The organism is Rhodococcus sp. Leaf225 (assembly GCF_001426145.1).
Lineage (GTDB): Bacteria > Actinomycetota > Actinomycetes > Mycobacteriales > Mycobacteriaceae > Rhodococcoides.
In genome coordinates this window covers 144,480-162,840 of the sequence record NZ_LMRN01000025.1, presented here as the reverse complement: position 1 = coordinate 162,840, position 18,361 = coordinate 144,480, and the positions used below count along the sequence as shown (strand labels likewise).

The following is an 18,361-nucleotide window of genomic DNA, read 5'->3' as shown; positions in this document are numbered from 1 at the left end:
AGAACATCGACGTGCGCGGGCAGTGTGGTCGTCACAGCTCCGTCACCGCCCGCTCCCACTCCGGCAACAATCGTGCACGCATCGCGTGTTCCTCCTCGGGGGTTCGGAAGATGGCCGACACGGCCATCCCTCGTGCGAGTTCGATACTCAGGTCGAAGGCAGCGGGAGACATGCTGTCCCCGTAGAGCTCTCGGCCGCCTTCCTGCAACACCTCGGTCACTCGACGCTCGAGTGGTTCCACCGCGGCGTGCAGTGCCGCATCCGTGCGGGCGGCGACCCACAGTTCGAGCGCCGCGTGGAACAACGGGCCGGAGAAGGCGTCGAGCAGGAGCGCCGGGCCGACGGGCCCACCGCGGTGGACCCCGACCAGCTCGTCGAGGCGTCGCTCGACGAGCCGCTCGACGGCCGCCACGACGAGCGCTTCCTTCGTCGGGAAGTGGTGGAGCTGAGCACCGCGGGACACACCGGCCCGACGTGCGATCTCCTGGGTGCTGGCGCGGGAGTACCCGACGTCCACCAACGTGTCGATGGCGGCGTCGAGAAGCTTGGCCCGCGTGCCGGCGGTGCGCTCGGCCTGCGTCCGGCGGGCGGGCTGGGCAGCCGGCTCGGTCACGGCGGTGGTCTCGGTCACATCTGCGACCATATCGGCTTTCTTACAAACAGTCCAGACTGAATGTAAGTGAGTTCGCCGGAGTTCAGGGCGGGCCGACCGTCACCGCCCGGACAGGACCTCGAGCATCGATTCCACCGCCGTCGGCCAGCCGTACTGCTCCGCCCTCGCCCTGGCCGTGGGCCGTCCGCCCGAGGGGAGCGCCAGGGTCGCGGCGATGCCCTCGGCGAAGTCGCGAGAGCGATTGGCCACTGCTGCGCCGCAGTCCGGGGTGACGATCTCGGCCAGCGCGGACGTTCCCGACACCACCGCGGGTGTGCCCGACGCCAGTGCCTCCAGGGCCGCCAGCCCGAACGTCTCGTGCGGTCCGGGAGCGACCGCCACGTCCGCCTCGGCGAGCAACCGTGCGACGCGCTCGCGGTCGGAGACGAACCCGGCGAAGTGCACGGGCAGACCCTCGGCGCGCCGCTCGAGCGCGGACCGCCGCGGACCGTCGCCCACCACCACCAGGCGTGCGTCGATGCCCTCGCGGCGCAGGTGTGCCAGGGCGTCGACGCTCCGCTCGGCGTGCTTCTCCACCGACAGCCGTCCACAGTGCACGAGCCGGATCATCCGTCCCTCGTTGCGATGGCGACGCGACGGGTGGAACAACTCGAGGTCCACCCCGAGTGCGATGCGGTGCGTGTCTGCGCCGATCCGGTCGAACTCCTCCTGCGCGAACGCGGTGGTGCACACCACCGCGTCGTGACCGAGGACGGACCGCCGGTTGGCGACGTCCGCCGCCGCGCGCGCCACCGGGACGGGCAACACCTGTCCGAGCAGTCGGTCCAGCCTCTCGTGGGAGATCATCACGCTGCGAATCCCTCTGTGGCGCGCCCACGTTCCGAGGCCACGCAGGGTCAGACGGTCCGAGATCTCGAGCACGTCCGGTCGCAGACTCGCCGCGACATCGGCCGTCACGGACGGCCTCGCCACCCGGTAGCCACCGGTCATCGGGAGCCGGGTGGACGGGACGGTGATGCGATGCACCCCGGTGGCAGACATCGTCTCGGAGTGGACGTCGCCGGGCACGATGACCGTCACCTCGTGGCCGCGAGCGACATAGCCGGCTCCGAGTTGGTCCACGGCCGTCCGCAGACCGCCCGAACGAGGTCCGTAGAAGTTGGCCACCTGCACGATGCGCATGCGGCCCAGTGTCGAGGTGAGCCGTGTACGGACGAGGACCGCGCCGAGAACGTCGCACGAACACTCACGTCGAGCATTCACCGTCGTCGCACGACGGCGGCACGGGAACCCGGCACCGGCGCCGCACGTTGCCGTGGTGTCCGACCCGCGACGACACGTCACCGACGAAGAAGAGGTCCCACGATGACCAGCCCGGCCCGCAGGCTCACCCGTTCACGTCAGAGCAAGCTCATTGCCGGAGTGTGCGGCGGTCTCGCCGAGCGCTTCGGTCTGAGCGCAGGACTCGTGCGCCTCCTGTTCGTCCTCTCGTGCATCCTTCCGGGACCGCAGTTCGTGATCTACCTGGTCCTGTGGATCGCGATCCCCAAGTCGTCCTACTGATCGTTCGATCAGTTCGAGAGTGAGTGCACATCGGGCGCCGTTCCCGTGGCGGGTTCGTATTCCGATCACCGACAACATCTTTGACCAACGGTTGGACAGGGTCTACTTGCGGCACGACTGACCTGCACCTACTGTCGAAGTCGATTCGTCGCACGTGCGGTGTCGTCACCTCGTCCACCGTGCGCTCACGTCGAAGTGCGAGGCGTTCGAGCCCCGGGGCGCCCGGCACCACACGGCCACTCTCGAGCAGGCTGTTCGCCACCACCCTGGCGCGCGGCCGGCAAGGACACGATGTCTTACCACGGCGGTTTCCCGCACCACGGTGATCCTTCGGGCCGCGGCGCTCGACCTCGTCCGGGCACTCTCCCCGGTCCCGATCGCGCCCGCGGTCGCTACACGTGGCGCTATCTCGACACCGACGACGCCGCCCGCCTGTGGGACGAGGTGACCGACTGGGTGTGGTGGCTGCGTGACCGGTACGAGCTGACCGAGCGCATCCCCCGCTGCTGGTACCGGCACGGACCGGTGGTCGAGGAGTTCACCGCCGTGTTCGCGTCCTGGAGCGAGGCCTACGGCGGCGAGAGCGGACTGTCCCGCTGGCATTCGCAGGACCTGTGGCCACTGATCGAGCGGCTCGAGGTGATCGCCGGATTCGAACAGTGTCAGGCCGACGGGTGCTCGCACGACTCCGGCTTCCTCCACGCTCCCGAGGGCACCGAGGCGGTCATGGAGCCGCTGGTCGACTCGTCGGGCCGCGATGCCGACGAGCCGGTGTCCACGGTCGATGCGATGGTGGTCGGTGTCGTCGACGAGAGCGTGATGCTCTCGGCCGTGGTCAGCGGCGAGGCGACAGCGCTCGACGCCGGTCTCCCCCACGGGCGCTACCGACTCGACGGACGCCTGTGGACCTGGAGTTCGATCCTGGGTGGGTACGTGCCGTCACGCGACACGCACCGCACCCTGCGCGCCCTCGAGAGCTGAGCGCGCGGGATCGAATCCGACCGGCCTCCAGCCTTCCCGCCGAACCCGACCGGCCTCCGGCCTTCCCGCACTACCGAACGAAGAGTTCGGCGATCTGGATCGTGTTGAGGGCAGCACCCTTGCGCAGGTTGTCGCCGGACACGAACAGCGCGAGTCCGCGACCGTCCGGCACACCGGGATCCTGCCGGATGCGTCCGACGAGCGACTCGTCGGCGCCGGCCGCCTGCAGAGGCGTCGGCACGGCCACCACGCGCACGCCGGGAGCCGACGACAACAGTTCCGTCGCCCGTTCCACGGACAGCGGGTTCGCGAACTCCGCGTTGATCGACAGCGAGTGGCCGGTGAACACGGGAACGCGGACGCACGTGCCGCTCACCAGCAGGTCCGGCAGACCCAGGATCTTGCGGGACTCGTTGCGCAGCTTCTGGTCCTCGTCCGTCTCGCCACTTCCGTCGTCGACGAGAGAGCCCGCGAGCGGCAGGACGTTGAACGCGATCGGCGCGGTGTAGACCGTCGGATCGGGGTACGCGACGGCGCTGCCGTCGTGCACCAGCTTCTCGGCGTCGGCCACCACGGCACGCGCCTGCTTCGCCAGTTCCTCGACACCGGCGAGACCGCTGCCGGACACGGCCTGATAGCTCGAGACGATGAGCCGCTGCAGCCCGGCCTCGTCGTGCAGCACCTTGAGCACCGGCATCGCCGCCATGGTGGTGCAGTTGGGGTTCGCGATGATGCCCTTGACGAGATTCTTCGTCGCCTCGGGGTTCACCTCGCTGACCACGAGCGGGACGTCGGGATCCTTGCGCCACGCGGAGGAGTTGTCGATGACGGTGACGCCGGCGGCGGCGAAGCGCGGCGCCTGCTCGCGGGACATGGTGGCGCCGGCCGAGAACAGCGCGATGTCGAGCCCGGTGGGATCCGCGGTGGACGCGTCCTCCACGGTGATCTCGCCGTCGCCCCACGGCAGGGTCTTGCCGGCGGACCGGGCGGACGCGAAGAAACGGATCGAGGCGACGGGAAACTTACGCTCCGCCAACAGGGTTCGCATGACGGCGCCGACCTGGCCGGTCGCGCCGACGACTCCGATGTGGAGGCCGGTGGAATTCGTGGTCATGATGCTCCTACCTTCCGGTTCCGCCGTGCACGACGGCGATCTCGTCGCCGCCGAGGCCGAAGGCGGCGTGCAGCACGCGCACGGCCTCGTCGAGCTCGGAGTCCTTGGTCAGCACGGAGATACGGATCTCCGAGGTGCTGATGAGGTCGATGTTGATGCCCGCGTCGGCGAGCGCTTCACAGAACGTCGCGGTGACGCCGGGGTGCGACTTCATGCCGGCGCCGATGAGCGAGACCTTGCCGATGTGGTCGTCGTAGAGCACCTTGGTGAAGCCGATCTCGCCCTGCAGCTTGGTCAGCTTCTCCACCGCGGTGGGTCCGTCGGCCTTGGGGCACGTGAACGTGATGTCGGTCTTGCCGGTGTCGATGCGCGAGACGTTCTGCAGCACCATGTCGATGTTGATCTCGGCGTCCGCGACGGCCCGGAAGACCTTGGCGGCGAAGCCCGGCTGATCGGACAGGCCGACGACCGTGACCTTCGCTTCGCTCCGGTCGTGCGCGACACCGGTCAGAATGGCTTCTTCCACTGGAATGTCCTCCATGGATCCGGACACGATGGTCCCTGGCTTGGTGGTGTACGACGAGCGGACGTGGACGGGAACGTTGTAGCGGCGGGCGTATTCCACGCACCGCAGCATCAGGACCTTGGCGCCGCACGCCGCCATCTCGAGCATCTCCTCGAACGAGACCTTCTCGAGGTGACGGGCGTCGGGAACGATCCGTGGGTCGGCGGTGAAGATGCCGTCGACGTCGGTGTAGATCTCGCAGACGTCGGCGTTCAGCGCGGCGGCGAGCGCGACGGCGGTGGTGTCCGACCCACCGCGCCCGAGCGTCGTCACGTCCTTGCTGTCCTGGCTGACGCCCTGGAAACCGGCGACGAGGACGATCGAGCCCTCGTCGAGTGCGTCGCGGACGCGCCCGGGCGTCACGTCGATGATCTTGGCGTTGCCGTGCACGCTGGTGGTGACGACGCCGGCCTGCGATCCCGTGAAGGATCGGGCCTCGGCGCCGAGGGAGTGGATGGCCATGGCGACGAGCGCGTTGGAGATGCGTTCGCCCGACGTGAGCAGCATGTCCATCTCGCGCGCGGGCGGCGCGGGGCACACCTGCTGCGCGAGGTCGAGCAGTTCGTCGGTGGTGTCTCCCATCGCGGAGACGACCACGACCACGTCGTGGCCCTTGCGCTTGGTCTCGACGATCCGTTCAGCGACGCGCCGGATCCGCTCGGCGGTCGCCACCGAGGATCCTCCGTACTTCTGAACGACGAGTGCCACGCTGGTGCTACCTCCCGAGTCGAGAACGTCCCGCTGGACATCCACTGGTGCGACGGGTGCCGCCGGAACGGTCAGCAGCCTACCGACCTGCGGGGGTCCGGGGGGAATCGCGTGCCTACCATCAGGTGGTGACAGCCCCGGACCCGTCCGCTCTACCGCCTCGTCCTCGGCGCCGACGACTCTTCGTCGCGGTGCCGTCGGTGGGGCCGCGCTGGCCCGGCGGCCTCCGCGCCGCGCTCGCGTTCGGTGTTCCGGCACTCGCGCTGCTCGCGCTCGGTTTTCCCACCGAGGCCCTGCTGACCGCGGCAGGCGGATTCGCCGTCGTCTACGGCGAGGGCCGGCCGTTCCGGTCCCGCTGGTCGGTCGTCCTGTGGGCCGGTCTCGCACTCGTGCTGTCCGCCACTGTCGGCGGCCTCGTGGGCCAGTACGCCGACCCGCGGAACTCCGTGGTGGGCGCCGTCCTCGTCGTCGTGGTGCTCACCGTCCTGGGCACCGTCGCGACCTTCGTGGTGGATGCGCTCCGTCTCGGACCGCCCGGTGCCTTCTTCTTCGTCCTGACCTGCGCGATCGCCACCATCGTCCCGCAGAGCGGGGTGACGGCGTGGGTCAACTCCGCCTGCGTCGCGCTCGGAGCGCTGTGGGCCCTGGTCGTGTCGATGGCACCGGCGCTGCGCGACGCGTCGAAACCGGAACGTGACGCCGTGGCGGCCGCCGAGCGGAGCGTGACCGTCTTCGGTGAGGCGCGCACCGCGGGCGATCCCGCGGTCGGTGCCCGGCACCGCGCCGCCGTCGCGGTCGATCGCGCCTGGGCCGCACTGCACGACGCCGGGATCCCGGCTCGCCGGACCGACGATCCGCTGGTCCTGCGACTACGGAGAGTCCACCTCGACTTCGCGCGCATCATCGGCGACGCACCGCTCGATCCCGAGCACGCGTCGGACACCGTGCACGTCACTCCGGATCACACGCCCTCCGTCCCGATGTCGCGCCCGACGATCAGGTTCCGGCTGCTCCGGGCCCTGCACGTCGATTCCCACGCCACCACCACGGCGCTCCGCGTCTTCTGCGCATCCGCGGCCTCGGGCGCGATCGCCGTCGTCGCCGGGCTCGGGCGGCCCGACTGGGCTGTCATCGGCGCGGTCCTCGTGCTGCAACAGGGCCTCGACCGACCACGAGGTACCGTCCGCGCCCTGCACCGCCTGGTGGGCACGGCCGTCGGAGTGGTGCTCTTCGCCGTCGTCTTCTCACTGTCACCGAGCGGGTTCGTGCTGGTCCTGCTGCTGATGGCACTGCAGTTCCTCATCGAACTGGTCATCGCTCGGAACTACGGCATCGCCGTCATGTTCATCACGCCCCTGGCGCTGCTCATCGGCGGCGCGTCCCATCCGGGTGCGCAGGCGTGGCCGCTCGCGACCGAGCGTCTCGTCGAGACGAGCATCGGTGTGCTGTGCGCGCTGGCGTCGATGTGGGTGGTCGCTCGTCACGCTCATCGGCGGTGCCTGCTCTGGTGCGACGGGCGCGTTCTCGACGCCTGTCGCCGGACGGCGGATCTGCTGCGCACCGTGACACCCACCCATCCGGACGCCATGACCGCGCGGCGAGACGTGCAGTTCGAGCTCGTCGGGGCCGCCTTCGCCGCCGAGCACGCCGTCAGCGACGACCGGGAGTGGACGTCGGCGAGGTGGGAGTCGCACCTGCGAGTCGACGCGGCCGGGTACGACCTCCTGTCCGCCTGCTGGCGCACCGCGGACGGCGCCATGCTGGCGGAACCGGAGCGGTGGAAGGACGTGGCACCGCGCCCGTGAGACGTGCCGGTGTCGTCCGCGCGGGCGACGGAGTAGGGTGACCCGCATGTTCGGCGCCGGGTTCGCCCTCCTCCTTCGTCGCCGCGACGGGGTCTGATTCACAGACCGGCTCCCTGTCGCGGGTCTTTTCGGCGCCGGTCGTCCCCTTCCTCACAACGGAGATCATCGATGTCACCCGCCGACGCTTTCGTATCCGGCTCACGCACGGTCACCACCCCCACCAAGCCTGCGCCCGCCGATCAGCCCTCGTGGAACACCCAGAAGAACTCGTCGATGCCGACGTTCCGGTACCGGTCGTTCGCCGAGGAGGTCGAACCGCTCACCCTCCCCGACCGCACCTGGCCGGACAAGGTCATCGATCGCGCACCCCAGTGGTGCGCCGTGGACCTGCGTGACGGCAACCAGGCACTCATCGACCCGATGAGCCCCGCGCGCAAGCGCCGCATGTTCGAACTGCTGGTTCGTATGGGCTACAAGGAGATCGAGGTCGGTTTCCCGTCCGCGAGCCAGACCGACTTCGACTTCGTCCGCGAGATCATCGAGGACGGTGCGATTCCCGACGACGTCACAATCCAGGTGCTCACCCAGTGCCGGCCGGAACTGATCGAGCGCACGTTCGTCGCGTGCGAGGGCGCCCGCAGCGTCATCGTCCACTTCTACAACTCCACGTCGATCCTGCAGCGCCGCGTGGTCTTCCGCGCGGACCGCGACGCCATCGAGAAGATCGCGACCGACGGTGCCCGCAAGGTGCTCGAGGAGGCGACGAAGTTCCCCGACACGCACTGGCGCTACGAGTACTCGCCCGAGTCCTACACCGGCACGGAGCTCGAGTACGCCAAGAAGGTCTGTGACGCGGTCACCGAGATCATCGCTCCCACACCGGAGAACCCGATGATCCTGAACCTGCCCGCGACCGTCGAGATGGCGACCCCCAACGTCTACGCCGACTCCATCGAGTGGATGCACCGCAATCTCGAACGTCGCGACTCGATCGTGCTGAGCCTGCACCCGCACAACGACCGCGGGACCGGCGTCGCCGCAGCCGAACTGGGCTACCAGGCCGGCGCCGACCGCATCGAGGGTTGCCTCTTCGGCAACGGTGAGCGCACCGGCAACGTCTGCCTGGTCACGCTGGGCCTGAATCTCTTCACTCGCGGAGTCGACCCGCAGATCGACTTCTCCAACATCGACGAGATCCGGCGCACCGTCGAGTACTGCAACCAGCTGCCCGTCCACGAGCGCCACCCGTACGGCGGCGACCTGGTCTACACCGCGTTCTCCGGCAGCCACCAGGACGCCGTGAACAAGGGCCTCGACGCGATGAAAGTGTCTGCGGACGAACAGGATCAGGACGTCGACGACGTGCTGTGGCAGGTTCCGTACCTGCCCGTCGACCCCAAGGACGTCGGCCGCACGTACGAGGCCGTGATCCGCGTCAACTCGCAGTCCGGCAAGGGCGGCGTCGCTTACATCATGAAGTCGGACCACGGTCTGGTGCTGCCGCGTCGACTGCAGATCGAGTTCTCCTCGGCCGTGCAGCGCGTCACCGACGGCGAGGGCGGCGAGGTGTCGCCCAAGGCCATGTGGGACGTGTTCTCCGAGGAGTACCTGGCCCCGATCGTTCCTCTCGAGCGCATCCGGCAGCGCGTCACCGCGGCCGAGGAGGACGGCGGAATCGACTCGATCTCCGCGATCGTCAAGGTCGACGGCGCCGAGCAGGAGATCACGGGCGACGGCAACGGTCCACTCGCCGCCTTCGTCGACGCGCTGGGCTCCATCGGGTACGACGTCAGCGTCCTCGACTACTCCGAGCACGCCATGTCCGCCGGCGACGACGCCCAGGCCGCGGCCTACGTCGAGGCGGCCGTGCGGCTGCCCGGCGGCGGCGAGACCATCGTGTGGGGTGTCGGTATCGCCACCTCCATCACCACGGCATCACTGCGCGCCGTGGTCTCGGCCGTGAACCGGGCGGCACGATCCGGGGCGTAGCCCTCGTGCGCCTTCTGCGCATCCAGGGATACGCAAAAGGCGCACGGGTCACGCAGTGACCTCCGCGACCCGCGCCGCGAACGCGTCCACCACGGCCCGCACGGCCGGACGCTCCGCGGCGCGGGGTCGTGTCGCCAGGTCGTAGATGCGGGCCGCGCGCACCCCGGCCAACCGGCGTTGCGTGACACCCGGGTGCGTCGAGGCGTGGCGCGGCATCAGCGCGATCCCGTGGCCGTGGGCCACCAGCTCCTCCATGAGCCGGAAGTCGTTGATCCGCAGATCGACTCGCGGCGCCACCCCGGTGACCGTCGCGATGGAGAGCAGCACGTCGTCCACCGGGAACCCTCCGCGGACACTGATCCACCGCTCGTCCGCCAGATCCTCGATGTCGACGGCATCACGCTCCGCCAGCGGGTGCCCCGGCGGCAGCACCAGGTCGATGGGCTCGCGCATCAGTGAACGCACCTCCACCCGCTCGGACGCGATGCTCGGTGCGCGCTCGTCCCGATGCGTCAGCACCACGTCGTAGTCCGCGAGCAACGCCGGCACGGCCGACGCAGGCACGTCCTCGTCCCGGGCGTCGACATCCACACCCGCCTCGGTGAGCCGGTCCAGAACCCCCGGCAGCAACAGTGCGGCGCCCGAGGGGAAGAGCGCCAGTCGAACGGTTCCGCGTGCGCTGCCGCGGTACGACGCCATCTCCTCCGACGCCCGGTCGAGGGCGGCGAGCACGTCGTCGGCGTGAGGAAGCAGCGCGCGTCCCGCCGCGGTGAGCCGCACGCGGCGCCCGTCGGGTTCGAGCAGGGCGACTCCCGCCTCCCTCGCCAACACCTTGAGCTGCTGCGACACTGCGGACGGTGTCATCGACAGCGCGTCGGCGGCCGCGGCGACCGTGCCGCGATCCGCCAGCGCCCGCAGGACGCGCAACCGGTCGACATTCATGTAGCAACGCTACAGCTACCGGTCACCACAATTCGATTGTTCTTAGCAGTCGCACCCGGAACACTCGAGGTCATGACCACTCGCGACCGCCTGCTCGGACTGATCGTCGTGGTGGTCTGGGGACTGAACTTCCTCGCCATCCGCGCCGGGCTCGACCAGTTCCCGCCGTTCTTCTTCGCTGCGCTGCGGTTCGCGGTGATTGCCGTTCCGGTCATCCTCTTCGTCCGCCGACCGACCGTGCCGGTGCGCTGGCTCCTGCTGTACGGCACGGGTTTCGGCCTGCTGCAGTTCGCGTTCCTCTTCGCCGCGATGAACGCCGGCATGCCCACCGGCCTGGCCTCGCTGGTACTCCAGTCGTCGGCGCCGTTCACCGTCGTTCTCGGCGCGCTGCTGCTGCGGGAGAAGGTCGGGCCGCGCCAGTGGATCGGGATCGGCATCGCCGTCGGGGGCATGATTCTGATCGGGTGGGATCGCGCCCACAACGCCACCCTCCTGCCCGTGCTGCTGACGCTGTTGGCAGGCCTCAGCTGGGCCTTCGGCAATCTCGGAAACCGACTGGCGACACGAGCATCTCGACCGGCCTCCGGCGTTCCCGTCGAGCCGATGCGACTCATGCTGTGGATGACGGTGGTTCCCCCGCTGCCGATGTTCGCGTTGTCGGCCGTCGTCGAGGGTCCGACCACGGGATGGACCGCCATCGGCGACGTGGTGTCGGCCGGGCAGTTCTCCGGGTTGATCGGGCTCGCCTACATCGTGCTCATCGGCACGATCGCCGGCTCGGGACTGTGGACCGTCCTGATCAGCCGCTACCCCGCCGGCGTCGTCGCGCCGTTCTCGTTGCTGGTCCCGGTCGTCGGCATCGGTGCGTCCTGGCTCGTGCTCGACGAGACGCCGAGCGTCCTCTCCCTCGTCGGTGCGGCCGTCGTGATCGGCGGCTGCACGTGGGGTCTGAGCCGCTCGCCGCGATCCGCGACGACCACACCGACCGAGCCCCGGATCGTGACTCCCCCGTCCGGAGCCACCGTCGGTTAGGGTCCCCTCACCATCACTGTGACGGAGGCTCGGCAAGCGTGTTCGGAAGAAGAAGTACTGTCCTGGCGACCCTGCTCGCCGCGACGGCCCTCGTGGCCTCGGCGTGTTCGACCGATGCGACAGCCGAGGACGCCGCGGACAGCACCCGGACCGTGACCCATGCGCGCGGGGACACGGAGGTGCCCTCGTCGCCGTTGCGAGTCGTCACTCTCGAACCCGTCCAGCTCGACACGAGTGTCGCGCTCGGCGTCGTTCCGGTGGGCACGTCGGTGCTGAGCGAGGCGACGGGGGTGCCCCCGTATCTGGGCGACGAGGCGTCGCGCATCGAGACCGTCGGCACCGTCGCGGAGCCTCGCGTCGAGGCCATCGCGGCTCTGCAGCCGGACCTGATCCTGGGAACGGAGACGCGCCACTCGGAGCTGTACGAGCGGTTGTCCGCGATCGCTCCGACGGTGTTCATGGCGTCGCAGAGCGACCCGTGGCAGGACAACGTCCGCCTCGTCGGGCGCGCCCTCGGACATGACGCGGAGCCGTTGCTGGGCGAGTACGACGCGCGGTGCGACGAGATCGCCGACAGGTTCGACACCGCCGGGTCGACGGCGCAGCTCATCCGGCCACGCAACGAGGAGCTCACGCTCTACGGACCGCTGTCCTTCGCGGGCAGCACCCTCGAGTGCGCCGGGTTCACCACGCCGCCCCGCCCGGAGTGGTCGAACGAGATCAGTGTCGACGTCTCCCCCGAACTGGCGACGGAGGCCCGCGCCGATCTCGTGGTCGTGACGTCGGCGACACCGGACGATCCGGCGTCGATGCCCACGTCCGTCACGTCGAACACGACGGCGTTCCCGAATCCGCACCTCGTCGACCAGTCGTACTGGATCACCGGCGTGGGACCTCGCGGCGGACAGGCCGTGCTCGACGACATCGAACGGATCCTCGGGGCGTCCTGAGTTCCTTCCCGTGTGGGAGGATCGGACACCATGATCGACAGCAGCAGACGGCACCTCGGAGCCCGCGGACGCCTGGCACTGTCGGCGGCCTCCGCGGCCGCGTGGGCCTCGCAGAAGGCCGGTCGCGGCAAGGGATCGATGATCGGCGGTCTCGTCGCGCTGAAGATCGACCCGGCCCTCATGTCGCGCCTGGGCGCGAATCGACGCACGGCCGTCATCACCGGTACCAACGGCAAGTCGACCACCACCCGGATGACCGCGGCGGCGCTCGCGACACTGGGCGAGGTGGCGACGCAGGCCGACGGCGCCAACATGGACGCGGGCATCGTCGCCGCGCTGAACTCACGGCGCACCGCGCCGCTGGCGGCCCTCGAGGTCGACGAGCTGCACGTCCCGCACGTGTGCGACGCCGTGAACCCCGAGGTCCTGGTGTTGCTGAACCTCAGCCGTGATCAGCTCGACCGCGTCGGCGAGATCAACATGATCGAGCGCAAGCTCCGCGCGGGAATCGTCGCCCATCCCGACACCGTCGTCGTCGCCAACTGCGACGACGTGCTGATGACGTCCGCGGCGTACGACGCTCCGCGGACCGTGTGGGTGGCCGCCGGCGGCGGGTGGGTCGGCGACTCGGTCAGCTGCCCCCGCACCGGGGAACCCATCGAGTGGAACGGCACGCACTGGCGCAGCACAGGCCTGCTGGAGGGCGGGCGGGAGTTCTCGCGGCCGGAGCCGCAGTGGTGGCTCGACGACGAGAACCTGTACGGCCCGGACGGTCTCGTGCTCCCCATGAGTTTGACGCTGCCCGGCCGGGCCAACCGCGGAAACGCGGCGCAGGCCGTCGCTGCCGCGGTCACGATGGGCGCCGACCCCGCGCAGGCCGTCGCCGCGGTGTCCGCGGTCGACGAGGTGGCGGGCCGCTACAGCTCGATCCAGTACGGATCCCACACCGTGCGCATGCTGCTGGCCAAGAACCCCGCCGGATGGCAGGAAGCACTGTCGATGATCGACCCGGCCGCCGACGGTCTGGTGATCGCCGTCAACGGCCAGGTGCCCGACGGCGAGGACCTGTCGTGGCTGTGGGACGTGCGGTTCGAGCACTTCGAGAACACCACGGTGGTGGCGGCCGGTGAACGTGCGACCGACCTGGGAGTTCGCCTGACGTACGCCGGAGCCGACCACACCGTGGTGCCGAACCCGTTGCGGGCCATCGCCTCCTGCCCACCCGGGCGCGTGGAGGTCCTGGCGAACTACACGGCCTTCCGTGACCTCGGCCGGGCACTGGCGCGCGAGACCGCGAAGGAGGCACCCGGTGTCTGATTTCCGTATCGGGCTCGTCCTGCCCGACGTCATGGGCACGTACGGCGACAGCGGCAACGCGCTCGTCCTGCGCCAGCGCATGCTGATGCGCGGACTCGACGCCGAGATCGTGTCGATCACCCTCGCCGATCCGGTGCCCGAGTCCCTCGACGTCTACGTGCTCGGCGGAGCGGAGGACTCGGCGCAGCGACTCGCGACGAAGCACCTCGCGCGCTACCCCGGACTGCAGCGCGCCGCCGAGCGCGGTGCACCGGTGCTCGCCATCTGCGCGGCGATCCAGGTGCTGGGCGAGTGGTACGAGACGAGCTCCGGCGAACGCGTCGACGGTGTGTCGATGCTGAACGTCACCACGGCGCCGCAGGCGACTCGGTCCATCGGCGAGGTCATCACCCGCCCGGTGTCCGACCGCTTGACCCAGACGCTGACCGGCTTCGAGAACCACCGCGGCGGTACGACTCTCGGTCCCGATGCCGCACCGTTCGCCCGAGTGGAGCACGGCATCGGCAACGGTGTCGGCGACGGCAACGAGGGCGTCGTGCAGGGCTCGGTGATCGGCACCTACATGCACGGACCGGCGCTGGCCCGCAATCCCGAACTGGCGGACCATCTGCTCGAGACAGCTCTGGGTCACTCCCTCGAGCCGCTGCACCTGGCCGACGTCGAGCAGCTGCGCACCGAGCGTCTGCGCCGCTAGACCGAGACCGGATCCTCGGCCGGCCTCCGCGCCGCCCGGCGCATCAGGAGCTGGGCGATGAGCGGTGCCGCCACGAGCATCGAGACCAGCCGGATGAGCTGCACGCACGCCACGAACGTGACGTCGGACCCGGTGGACGCGGACACCGCGAGCACTGCCGCCAACCCGCCGGGGGTCGTCGCCAGGTAGCCGGTGAGCAGGCTGGTCCCGGTCCACGCGGACAGCGCCCATCCGAGCAGGGCACAGATCACGCCGATGCCGAGCACCAGCGCGAACGCGTAGGGGAAGAGTCGGCCGATCAGGCGCAGGCTCGACATCGTGAACGCCAGTCCCGCTTGCCATCCGATGACCAGGAACGCGAGTGGCAGCACGATCATGGGAACCTCGATGCCCACGGGCCAGCCCAGCAGCGCGCAGGCGCCGGACACCATCAGCGGACCCAGCGTGGCCGGTGCGGGAAGCCGCGCGAGCCGCCCCACCGCGATGCCGACGAGAACAGCGCCGAGCAGGAACAGCAGACCCACCCACCACGGCAGCGCATTCTCGTCGGGTGCGGCCGCCGCGACCGAGTGGGTGTCGGCGTGGAACACGAACGTGACCACCAGAGGCATGGTCACCACCACCAGTGCCACCCGCAGATACTGCACCACCGCGACCACACGTTCGTCGCCGCCGAGCTCTCTCGCTGTCGCGACGAGACCGGTGGCCCCGCCCGCGATCAGCGCCAGCATCCCGGTGGCCGCGGTGACGTCCTTGTTCAATGCGAGCAGTGCACCGCAGCCGGCGCTGACGACGAGCGTCGCGATCCCGATGGCGACCGCAGGAAACCAGTTGTCCCCCAGCGCACTCAGCGTCTCGACATCCACCATGAGACCGATGGTGACGGCCAACGTTCCCTGCGCCGCCATGGATCCCGCGCGCGGGACGGCGCGCGGCCCCAGTCCGGTCAGGGCGAAGACCACCGCCACCACCAGTGCCGCGAACAACGACGGCGCCGTCAGGCCGACGGCGTCGAGCGCGAACCATCCGGCCACGGACACGGCTGTGAGCGCCACCCAGCGGGTGGCGCTCACAGCGACGGTACGAACTCCGCTCACGACTTGACGAGCAGCACCGGTACCGGTGTTTCGAGAAGCAGGCGCTGGACGGCCTGTCCCATCAGGAACTTGCCGACGGCCGACCGATGCCGCGACCCGACGACCAGCAACTCGGCGTCCGCCTTGTCGATGAGCGCGAGCAGTGTGGTGGTCGCGTCCGGATCGGGCTGGGCCGCAGCGAGAGTCCACTGCGCCTCGGACTCTCCGAGCGCGGCGAGCGACGCGCGGATCGAGTCCTCGACCGCGGTGGTCTCCTTCGCCTCCGAGGAGGGATCCGCAGATCCGGAGAAGGCGTGGAGGACGACCAGTTCGGTTCCTGCGGACCGGGCCTGCTGGACTGCCGATCCGAGTGCCTTGCGGCCTTCCTCGGAACTGTTGTGCACGACGGCGACACTCATGTCGGTGACTCCTCTCTCTCGTGGATGCTGATCAGCCGAAGGGGATCTGGCCGAGGAGAACACCCACGGCGAGCATGGTGAGGGACACGACGGTCGCGCGCCACAGAACCTTGCGGTGATGGTCGGCGAGCGAGACGCCGGCCAGGGTGACCAGCAGCAGGATGGCGGGAACCAGCGGACTCTGCAGGTGCACCGGCTGTCCGGTGATGGAGGCGCGGGCCATCTCGACCGGCTCGATGCCGTACTGGGCGGCGGTCTCGGTGAGGACCGGAAGGATGCCGAAGTAGAAGGCGTCGTTGGTCATGAAGAACGTCAACGGGATCGACAGGATTCCGGTGATGACGGCCAGGAACGGACCCATCGCGTCGGGGATGACGCCGAGGAGCCACTCGGCCATGGCCTCGACCATTCCGGTACCGGAGAACACGCCGGTGAGGACGGCAGCTGCGAGCACCATGGCGACGACGGAGACGATCGAGGCGGAGTGGCGTGCGATGGCCTCGCCCTGCTCCTTGACCTTCGGGAAGTTGAACGTGAGCGCGATGGAGGCGGCGATCATGAACAGCACCGGGATGGGGAGGATGTCCATGACCAGGATCACGAGCAGCGTGACGGTCAGGATCGCGTTGAACCACAGCAGCTTCGGACGCAGAGTGTCGCGGTTGGGGTCCAGGCCGTCGATGAACTGGCCGGCCTTGCCGTCGTTCTCGTCGTCGCCGGTGGTGATGTCGGCGCTTCCGGTACTGCGACGGGTCTTGCCGTTTCCGGTTCCGGTGCCGTCGGTGCCGACGCCGGCGCCCACCAGCTCCGTGTCGTAGATCAGCGAGCCGAGGCGGCGACGCTCCATGAGGCCGAGGTGGATCGAGAAGAGCAGCACGATGATCAGGCCGGCGATCATCGACGGGACCATCGGGATGAAGACGTCGGAGGGCGAGATGCCCAGTGCGGACGCGGCGCGAACGGTCGGGCCACCCCACGGGATGATGTTCATGGTGCCGTTGGCGAGGCCGGCGACGACCGTCAGGATGACCGGTGAGACACCGAGTTTCAGGTAGAGCGGCAGCAGCGCGGACGTCACGATGATGAACGTGGTGGAGCCGTCACCGTCGAGGGACACGACCATGGCGAGCACCGCGGTGCCGACGACCAGCTTCATCGGATCGTTGCGCACCAGGCGGAGGATGCCGCGCACCAGCGGGTCGAACAGACCCACGTCGATCATGATGCCGAAGAAGATGATCGCGAAGAACAGCAGCGCTGCCGTGGGGGCGAGCGACTTGATGCCGTCCGTGATCATGTCGCCGATGCCGAGCCCGGCGCCGGCGAACAGGCCGAAGATGACCGGGACCAGGATCAGGGCGACCACCGGGGTCGCTCGTTTGGTCAGGATCAAGAACATGAAAGCGGCAACCATGAGGAAGCCGAGTATCACCAACATGGTTACTACTCCTCGTTGTTCGAATAGTGCAGGGTGTGTCGAGGCAGGCTGCGGGCACAGGTGTGGCGCAGTACGGAGGTGTGCGGCGTCAGCCGTCGGTGGGTGGATCGATGGTCGAGCGGACCAGGTCGGCCTGCTCGCGGAGGAACGACGCGAAGTCGTCTCCGGTGAGCAGCGCGTCCCGCCACCCGTTCTGCGCCAGGATCTCCTGCCAGAGCGGCGATCCGACCAGGGCTGTGACGTCGGCGATCAGGCGGTCGACGCGCTCCGGTGGCAGTCCCGGCGGGGCGAGGATGCCGCGCCAGTTGTCGAAGTCGAGGTCGACTCCCTGCTCCCGCAGAGTGGGCGCGTCGATGCCGTCGACGCGCTCGGAGCTCGAGACGGCGAGCGCCCGGACCGTACCGGACGCGATCTGGTCCAGATATTCGCTGACGCCCGTGGTAGCGACGTCGACCTCGCCGGTCAGTAGGGCCGGCAGCAACTCGCCGCCGCCGTCGAAGACGCGGTACTCGGATGCTCGCGGGTCGACACCGACGGTGCGGGCGAGCTGGGTCCGGAACAACCCGTCCGGCCCACCCTCCGCGGAGCCGCCGGCGAACTGCAGAGCCGCGGGATCCTGTTGCCAGGCGTTCGTGAGATCGGCCAGAGTCCGCAGCGGGGATGCTGCCGGCACCAGGACGACCTCGGGTTCGGTGACGAGTCGGGCGATCGGGGTGACGTCCGCGATCTCGTGATCGGACGGGGTGGTGGACAGTGCGCCCACCAGACCCAGCCCCATCACCAGCAGGAGTCGATCGTTGCCCTGTTCGAGAGCGAGACGATTGAGTCCCACGACACCACCCGATCCGGGTAGTACGAGGACGTCGTCCACCACGACGCCCTCCGCGGCCCAACCTCGGGCCAGACTGCGAGCGGTCAGGTCGTAACCGCCACCGGCGACCGACGGAGCGATGACACGAAGTCCCGGCTCCTCCGCCCCGGTCACCATGGCCGACACCCCCGCACTGCACGCGGTCGCCGTGCAGAGCACCGCGAGCAACGCTGCGAGAGCGCTGATGCGGAGGCGTCGGTTCATGGGCACGGTCTCACTGTGTCGGATCCTGTGACTGTGGTCACCCTTTGGTGCACAAACGGGATTGTGTTCATTGTGAGCGT

The 18,361-nt window shown here is 69.3% G+C and carries 17 protein-coding genes; 8 read left to right on the top strand and 9 right to left on the bottom strand.

All coding sequences use genetic code 11. The annotated features are described in order from the left end of the window. Window positions 1-31 precede the first annotated feature (31 nt). Both ASG69_RS19045 and ASG69_RS19040 read right to left on the bottom strand, forming a co-directional pair. Entirely contained in the window at window positions 32-643 is a 612-nt protein-coding gene (locus ASG69_RS19045) for a TetR/AcrR family transcriptional regulator (protein ID WP_056443296.1), read from the bottom strand. A gap of 69 nt (window positions 644-712) precedes the next feature. Further along, complete coding sequence (locus ASG69_RS19040) at window positions 713-1,795, bottom strand: glycosyltransferase (protein WP_056443293.1); 1,083 nt, start codon at window positions 1,793-1,795, stop codon at window positions 713-715. A gap of 183 nt (window positions 1,796-1,978) precedes the next feature. Between ASG69_RS19040 and ASG69_RS19035 the strand changes: the two genes are divergently transcribed. Beyond that, entirely contained in the window at window positions 1,979-2,176 is a 198-nt protein-coding gene (locus ASG69_RS19035) for a PspC domain-containing protein (protein WP_027506653.1), read from the top strand. A gap of 291 nt (window positions 2,177-2,467) precedes the next feature. After that, window positions 2,468-3,157 carry a hypothetical protein gene (locus ASG69_RS19030; RefSeq protein ID WP_056443289.1) on the top strand — a complete coding sequence of 230 codons (690 nt, stop codon included), beginning with the start codon at window positions 2,468-2,470 and terminating at the stop codon, window positions 3,155-3,157. 70 nt (window positions 3,158-3,227) lie between these two features. Here the strand turns inward: ASG69_RS19030 and ASG69_RS19025 are convergent, their stop codons facing one another. Together ASG69_RS19025 and ASG69_RS19020 are read right to left on the bottom strand one after the other, a co-directional pair. Further along, window positions 3,228-4,271, bottom strand: coding sequence for an aspartate-semialdehyde dehydrogenase (locus tag ASG69_RS19025; RefSeq protein ID WP_056443287.1), 1,044 nt, complete (start codon window positions 4,269-4,271; stop codon window positions 3,228-3,230). Between the two features lie 7 nt (window positions 4,272-4,278). Then, the gene (locus ASG69_RS19020; RefSeq protein ID WP_027506651.1) at window positions 4,279-5,544 is read right to left on the bottom strand and encodes an aspartate kinase; all 1,266 of its coding nucleotides are present in this window, start codon (window positions 5,542-5,544) and stop codon (window positions 4,279-4,281) included. Between the two features lie 128 nt (window positions 5,545-5,672). Here ASG69_RS19020 and ASG69_RS19015 point away from each other — a divergent pair, with 128 nt between their 5' ends. Both ASG69_RS19015 and leuA read left to right on the top strand, forming a co-directional pair. Further along, window positions 5,673-7,349: an FUSC family protein gene (locus tag ASG69_RS19015; RefSeq protein ID WP_156380586.1), complete on the top strand. Its 1,677-nt coding sequence runs from the start codon at window positions 5,673-5,675 to the stop codon at window positions 7,347-7,349. Window positions 7,350-7,517: 168 nt separating this feature from the next. Next, the gene (leuA, locus tag ASG69_RS19010) at window positions 7,518-9,338 is read left to right on the top strand and encodes a 2-isopropylmalate synthase (protein WP_027506649.1); all 1,821 of its coding nucleotides are present in this window, start codon (window positions 7,518-7,520) and stop codon (window positions 9,336-9,338) included. A gap of 48 nt (window positions 9,339-9,386) precedes the next feature. Here the strand turns inward: leuA and ASG69_RS19005 are convergent, their stop codons facing one another. Next, complete coding sequence (locus ASG69_RS19005) at window positions 9,387-10,280, bottom strand: LysR family transcriptional regulator (RefSeq protein WP_027506648.1); 894 nt, start codon at window positions 10,278-10,280, stop codon at window positions 9,387-9,389. A gap of 72 nt (window positions 10,281-10,352) precedes the next feature. Between ASG69_RS19005 and ASG69_RS19000 the strand changes: the two genes are divergently transcribed. The 4 genes from ASG69_RS19000 to ASG69_RS18985 are packed head-to-tail and all read left to right on the top strand — an operon-like array spanning window position 10,353 to window position 14,273. Beyond that, a complete protein-coding gene (locus ASG69_RS19000) occupies window positions 10,353-11,312 on the top strand; it encodes an EamA family transporter (RefSeq protein ID WP_056443280.1) in 960 nt (319 codons plus the stop codon). 38 nt (window positions 11,313-11,350) lie between these two features. Continuing rightward, entirely contained in the window at window positions 11,351-12,262 is a 912-nt protein-coding gene (locus ASG69_RS18995) for an ABC transporter substrate-binding protein (protein WP_056443277.1), read from the top strand. Between the two features lie 30 nt (window positions 12,263-12,292). Continuing rightward, entirely contained in the window at window positions 12,293-13,579 is a 1,287-nt protein-coding gene (locus ASG69_RS18990; RefSeq protein ID WP_027506645.1) for a Mur ligase family protein, read from the top strand. Next, window positions 13,572-14,273: a type 1 glutamine amidotransferase gene (locus ASG69_RS18985; RefSeq protein WP_082544396.1), complete on the top strand. Its 702-nt coding sequence runs from the start codon at window positions 13,572-13,574 to the stop codon at window positions 14,271-14,273. Before ASG69_RS18990 ends, ASG69_RS18985 begins: the two co-directional genes overlap by 8 nt. Here the strand turns inward: ASG69_RS18985 and ASG69_RS18980 are convergent. The 4 genes from ASG69_RS18980 to ASG69_RS18965 form a co-directional block, all read right to left on the bottom strand. Beyond that, complete coding sequence (locus tag ASG69_RS18980) at window positions 14,270-15,346, bottom strand: AbrB family transcriptional regulator (RefSeq protein ID WP_027506643.1); 1,077 nt, start codon at window positions 15,344-15,346, stop codon at window positions 14,270-14,272. The genes ASG69_RS18985 and ASG69_RS18980 overlap by 4 nt on opposite strands. 20 nt (window positions 15,347-15,366) lie before the next feature. After that, complete coding sequence (locus ASG69_RS18975) at window positions 15,367-15,768, bottom strand: universal stress protein (protein ID WP_056443269.1); 402 nt, start codon at window positions 15,766-15,768, stop codon at window positions 15,367-15,369. Window positions 15,769-15,799: 31 nt separating this feature from the next. Next, a complete protein-coding gene (locus tag ASG69_RS18970) occupies window positions 15,800-17,206 on the bottom strand; it encodes a CitMHS family transporter (protein WP_027506641.1) in 1,407 nt (468 codons plus the stop codon). 88 nt (window positions 17,207-17,294) lie between these two features. Next, window positions 17,295-18,281: a Bug family tripartite tricarboxylate transporter substrate binding protein gene (locus tag ASG69_RS18965; RefSeq protein WP_027506640.1), complete on the bottom strand. Its 987-nt coding sequence runs from the start codon at window positions 18,279-18,281 to the stop codon at window positions 17,295-17,297. Window positions 18,282-18,361: the final 80 nt, after the last annotated feature.